Source organism: Nocardiopsis sp. NPDC055879, assembly GCF_053615935.1.
Genome location: NZ_JBSHCT010000058.1, coordinates 1 through 4,885 on the forward strand (window position 1 = coordinate 1; position 4,885 = coordinate 4,885).

Annotated in this window: 7 protein-coding genes; all 7 read left to right on the top strand. The window is 67.8% G+C overall.

Annotated features, from left to right (window positions below; translation table 11 throughout):
* Positions 1-18: 18 nt before the first annotated feature.
* The gene (locus ACWGKS_RS29485) at positions 19-648 is read left to right on the top strand and encodes a hypothetical protein (RefSeq protein ID WP_452524975.1); all 630 of its coding nucleotides are present in this window, start codon (positions 19-21) and stop codon (positions 646-648) included.
* Between the two features lie 108 nt (positions 649-756).
* Positions 757-1,365, top strand: a complete 609-nt coding sequence (locus tag ACWGKS_RS29490) for a hypothetical protein (RefSeq protein WP_452524977.1) — start codon at positions 757-759, stop codon at positions 1,363-1,365.
* Positions 1,366-1,494: 129 nt separating this feature from the next.
* Complete coding sequence (locus tag ACWGKS_RS29495; RefSeq protein ID WP_452524979.1) at positions 1,495-2,154, top strand: hypothetical protein; 660 nt, start codon at positions 1,495-1,497, stop codon at positions 2,152-2,154.
* A gap of 104 nt (positions 2,155-2,258) precedes the next feature.
* Positions 2,259-2,864 carry a hypothetical protein gene (locus ACWGKS_RS29500; protein ID WP_452524981.1) on the top strand — a complete coding sequence of 202 codons (606 nt, stop codon included), beginning with the start codon at positions 2,259-2,261 and terminating at the stop codon, positions 2,862-2,864.
* A 97-nt stretch (positions 2,865-2,961) separates the two neighbouring features.
* On the top strand, positions 2,962-3,588 hold the full coding sequence (locus ACWGKS_RS29505; RefSeq protein WP_452524983.1) for a hypothetical protein: 627 nt from the start codon (positions 2,962-2,964) through the stop codon (positions 3,586-3,588).
* A 64-nt stretch (positions 3,589-3,652) separates the two neighbouring features.
* Positions 3,653-4,465 carry a helix-turn-helix domain-containing protein gene (locus tag ACWGKS_RS29510; protein ID WP_452524985.1) on the top strand — a complete coding sequence of 271 codons (813 nt, stop codon included), beginning with the start codon at positions 3,653-3,655 and terminating at the stop codon, positions 4,463-4,465.
* A gap of 154 nt (positions 4,466-4,619) precedes the next feature.
* Positions 4,620-4,885, top strand: a 266-nt coding sequence (locus ACWGKS_RS29515) for a hypothetical protein (RefSeq protein ID WP_452524987.1), incomplete at its 3' end; no start/stop codon positions are given.

Consider the following 4,885-nt stretch of genomic DNA (forward strand, 5'->3'; position numbering starts at 1 on the left):
CACCCATAGGAGTGTGCTGTGAGCACGATTATGCCTCACATCAGCCCGATCAAGGTCACCCCTGAGCAGGTCTCCCACCTTCGCCACGCCGAACCCGGCAGCCTGCTGGTCTGGATCGAGGCTAGCGGCCAGGTTCAGATCTACGGGCCTACCGGACGGCTGGGCGAGCACCGGATGATCATCGCCGGCCAGGGCGCCCTGACCAGCCTTGCGGAGGCCCATAAGGAGCGCGGAGGGTCCGCCGGTGACGAGGAGCTGGCTCAGGACCTGACCGATATCGCCAATGACTGGCTGTGCGAGTGGCCCCAGGTACGGGTGCTGACCGCCATGCTCACCCCGATCCGCCGACGCCTGGACCGGCTGGGCATCTACCCGGCTGACAGTGTCCACACCTTCGGGCCAAACATCGGCCACGGATCCAACCTGCCGGTCGTCACTGATACCTACGCCCGCCCCGACGGCAATGCGGTTGCCAGGGTCACGGTGCCCCTGGGCTACGCCGAACCGGTACACATTCAGGCCTACGGGGCGGGCGGGCTGGTGAGCGAGCACAGCCTGCAGTTCGACTACCTGCACATGCGGGCCGACCGAATCGAGGCCACGATCGCCATGACGGTCGCCACCGACCCGGCCCTGTACCAGGACTGAGCTGCAACCAGGCTCGGGGGCCGCCCCGACCACGGGGCCGGGGCGGCCCCTCACCCACGCCACTTCGCGCCGAGCGCTGAGTTCGGCCTGCCATGAAAGGACCCGGTTGTGAGGACCCCGAAACCACCACTGGAGCAACACGTCATCACCACGCCCATGCTCCACACGCTGGCTGCCCATGGGCCTGGAACCCTGATCACCGCATACGGGGCCTTGGCGCCCTACCAGGTGAAGCCGACCCGGGAGGTGGACCTGACCACGCTCGGCCTGGTCATCGCCTACGGACACGGTGACCTGCGCCAGGACCTGCACCGGCACCAGGGCGACTGGGAACGTATCGCCATCGCAGCGACCCAGGCCGCAGCAGACGAACACCACCGGTTGTTCTTCCAACCCCCTAGCCCCCTGGGGCGAGCGCTCCGTGAGGACCTGCACCGCCACGGGCTGCTCCTGGACCGCCGGCCCGAGGTGAGCCGGACCGAGGACGGGGCACGCCGGCTGGACGACCACCTCACCTGGGCGCGAAACCCTCGGATCACCCTGACCCTGAGCACCTTCCAGCGCCACCGGGACAGCCTGATGATCCGACTGGAGATGTACGACCACGACCACTACGTGAGGTGCTGGACCGAACGGGCCACCACCTCCAGCGGCACCCCGGCCTGCGTACGCGAAGCACCCGCACGCATCCAACACCACCTGGACCTGCGGCCCTAAACACCGCACACCCCGGGCCGCCCCGTGTCACGGGGCGGGGCGGCCCCACCACCCACACACCTTCGCGCCGAGCGCTGTGTTCGACGCGCCCTAAGGAAGGAACCCACAGTGACCACACGCTCACCAGGAATGTCCGAGTCGATGGCCGGCTACTTCGACCACTCCGAGGTCACCTCTCGGATGCTGCGCACCCTCGGCAACATCGGGCGGGGCGGGATGATCATCGCCGACTTCTACCGGCGGGAGTTCCGCGCTACTCATACCCGCACCCTGAACCACGCCGACCACTTCCACCTGCCGGTATTCGGCCACGGTGACCTGATCCGGCACCTGGACTTCCTCGAAGAGGAGTACGGCACCTGGGACGAGTTCGTAGCAGCGGTCGACTGCACCGCTTACGAGGGCATGGCCGAACGCATCGAGGACCGCAACGCCACACCCTTCGCGGTGATCCGGATGCGCCAACACCTGCAAAAGACCGGGTTCGACATGACCACCGCGCCCTCCTACCATCGCCGTCACCTGGACCTGGGTGACTATCGGGACCCCTCGGTCCTGGAGGTGAGGGAGAGCTACATCGACCGCGCCCATCCGCACCTGGAAGTGACCCTCAAACACCCCCTCCCCGAAGGGGACGAGAAGCCCGGGTTCTCGGTGATCAAGATCGCCGACCACGGACGCCATGTCACCGGCTGGCCCAAGAAAATCCCTCAGCAGTTCGTCGCCGCTATGCAGGCCCACCTGATCCGGGAACGAGTCGACGCCCACCTGGCCCGCACCCGAGCCTGACCCCACCTCGTCTCACCGGGCCGCCCCGTCACGGGGGCGGGGCGGCCCCACCACCCACATGCACCGAGCGTCGAGTTCGGCCTGCCCACCGGAAGGAAACCACGATGTATCACCACTGCACCGGCCAAGAGGTCACACGGGACATGCTCCGCACCCTCCACGAGATCGGCTCTGGCGGCTTGATCATCGCTGAGGACCGATTCAGCCCGTTCACCGTCACCTCCTCCCGTGACATCGACCTGAGGTGCCCCGACCAGATCATCATCTACGGACACGGCGACCTCACCCACGACCTGGCCTGCGATCACGACGTATGGGACCAGGTAGCCGGCGAAGTCACCGACAGCGCGCGAGCCAACCTCGACCACTGGACCGCTCACAGCACAGACCCCCTCGTGTGTTCCTTGCGCGAGGCCATGCGCACCCACCGCATGGACTTGACGCACCGCCCCGTAATCGACCGCACCGAGGAGTGGCGCAAGCTCATCCAGGACACCTACGCCCTCCGAAGCCACCCCCACATCACCCTGGGTGTCTCCTGTGTTCGGATGCACCGGCGCAGCCTGCTGGTGTCACCGACCCTGTTCGACCGGGGGCGGCCAGCGGCCTCCTGGGGCGAGCACACCCTCACCGACGGGAAGACAACGGCTGACCTTGCCAGCCATGTACTGGCCTGGGCCGGCGCCTACCTGAGCCGCCGCTCTTCCTAACCCCGCCAGACCTGGGCCGCCCTGTCACGAGGGCGGGGCGGCCCCTTCACTCACCGCGCCGAGCGCTGTGTTCGGCGCGTCTACCGGAAGGTTTCCCATGGGTATCCATCGCCCGCTCGCCCAGAGGCTGGTCGGTCAGCACATCACCACCAACCTCCTACACCAGCTCGCCAAGACCGGACCGGGCGCTCTGATCGTTGTCAACAAGCACGCCGACGAGTACCGCCTCACCCACCACCGCTACCTGCGCCCCACCCAAGGCGAGACGATCGTCTACGCCTACGGCGACCTGACCCATGACTGGGACACCGCCCTACTGGTCACCCCACACGACCCCTGGTGCCACGTCACCGACGCAGCCGACACCCTCGCGCACACCTGCCTGGAATGGCAGCCCTGGGAACCCCTCACCTCGACGCGACGCCACTTCCAGGGACAACTCCGTCAAGCGATGTTCGAGCAAGGCTTCCTGCTCTTGCGCCGACCGGTGTTCACCGACCGAGGTGGGATGCACCGCCTGGACGACACCTACCTGGACGCGACCCGGCCAGAGATCACGGTCACCACCGCCGTGCCCTACCCCGAACCGGAACGGGGCAGCCCGATCGTCACCTGGCGCACTCACCGGGGCATGTTCCAAGGCTGCACCCGATCGGACAGCGGCCAAGACGCCCGCCCGTTCGCCCAGGACGTGCGCGCGAACATCACCCGAGCCTTCGAGTAGCACTGATCCTCACCGCCCCGACCCGGGTGGGTCGGGGCGAGCGAACCCACAGGAGAGAACTGACATGAGCACCAACCGTGTACCCGCCCCTGACCTGATCATGGCCGCACTGGCCCAGGCCACCGCCCCGGTGACCGTGACCGAACTGGCCGAGGAAGCCGGGGTGGGCCGCTCCACCGTGTCCAAGTACCTGCCCACCCTGGAAAAGGACGGGGTCGCGGTCCGCACCCCCGGCGGGCGGGATGGTCGGCGACGTCTGCCCGACCACTGGCAGGCCGCACCAACGACCTCCCCCGACGAAAACACACCCGCGCACAGGTCCACCGCCGGCGCTACCAAGGACCTCACCGACCCCGACACCGCACCACCTACCGTGCCCGAAGCCCCCGTGCGGGAGCAGGCGAACCCGGAACCGGCTGATGCCGGCGAAGCGGAAACGCAGGACCCGGACGAAAATCCCGGCCCCGAGACGGAGGACCCGAATACCGATCAGATGCCCGCCCCCGACCCCAGCACCCGCACGGCACCCACCGCCCCGGACCCGGCTTCGGTTCCGAGCGCACCTGTGTCCGTGTCCGGTGCCAGCGTCACCCCGGCGCGGGGCCGGGCCCACACCGGCACGGGCGTAGATGAGGAGGGCGTCAACCCGGTGAGCGGGTCACGCAGGCTCGCCCCGGGAGAGCTCAAGACCATGGTCTGGGCCCTACTCAAAGCCGACCCCGGGGCCGAGTTCACCGCCACCGCACTCAGCCACGTGTTGCAGGGCCGCTCCATCGGAGCCATCCAGAACAACCTCGCCAAACTCGCCCAGGAAAACAAGATCGAACTGACCTGCGACAAGCCGCGCCGGTACCGGTTCGCCACCTCGGCAAACTGACCCACCACACCCAGGGGGTGTGTTCCACAACAGGGCACACCCCCACCTTTCCAATACCCCGGGGAGTATTTTCGTGTTCGATCTCGTCTACCCACACCTGACCTCGACCCTGCCTTGTGTGTCCTGGGGGCAGGCTTTGACAGGAGCCTTCGCCGTGAGCGGGGCCAGCGCGCTGTTCGTCTTGCTGGGCACCCTCAGCCGCACCCATCGCTTGCTGCAGACCTACTACGTGCGCGGGGACTGGCCCGGCATGGTGCACCACACCGAGCAAGGGCCCGGCACGGTGTGCGGGGCGTGCGGGCACCACCTGGCCGTGCACGACCGCTTGACCGGCCGATGCTGTTACGGCACCCCCATGGACCTGTTGGCGGTGTGCATCGCCCTGCCCCTACCCCGACCGGTGCGCGCCCTGGTGCAAGG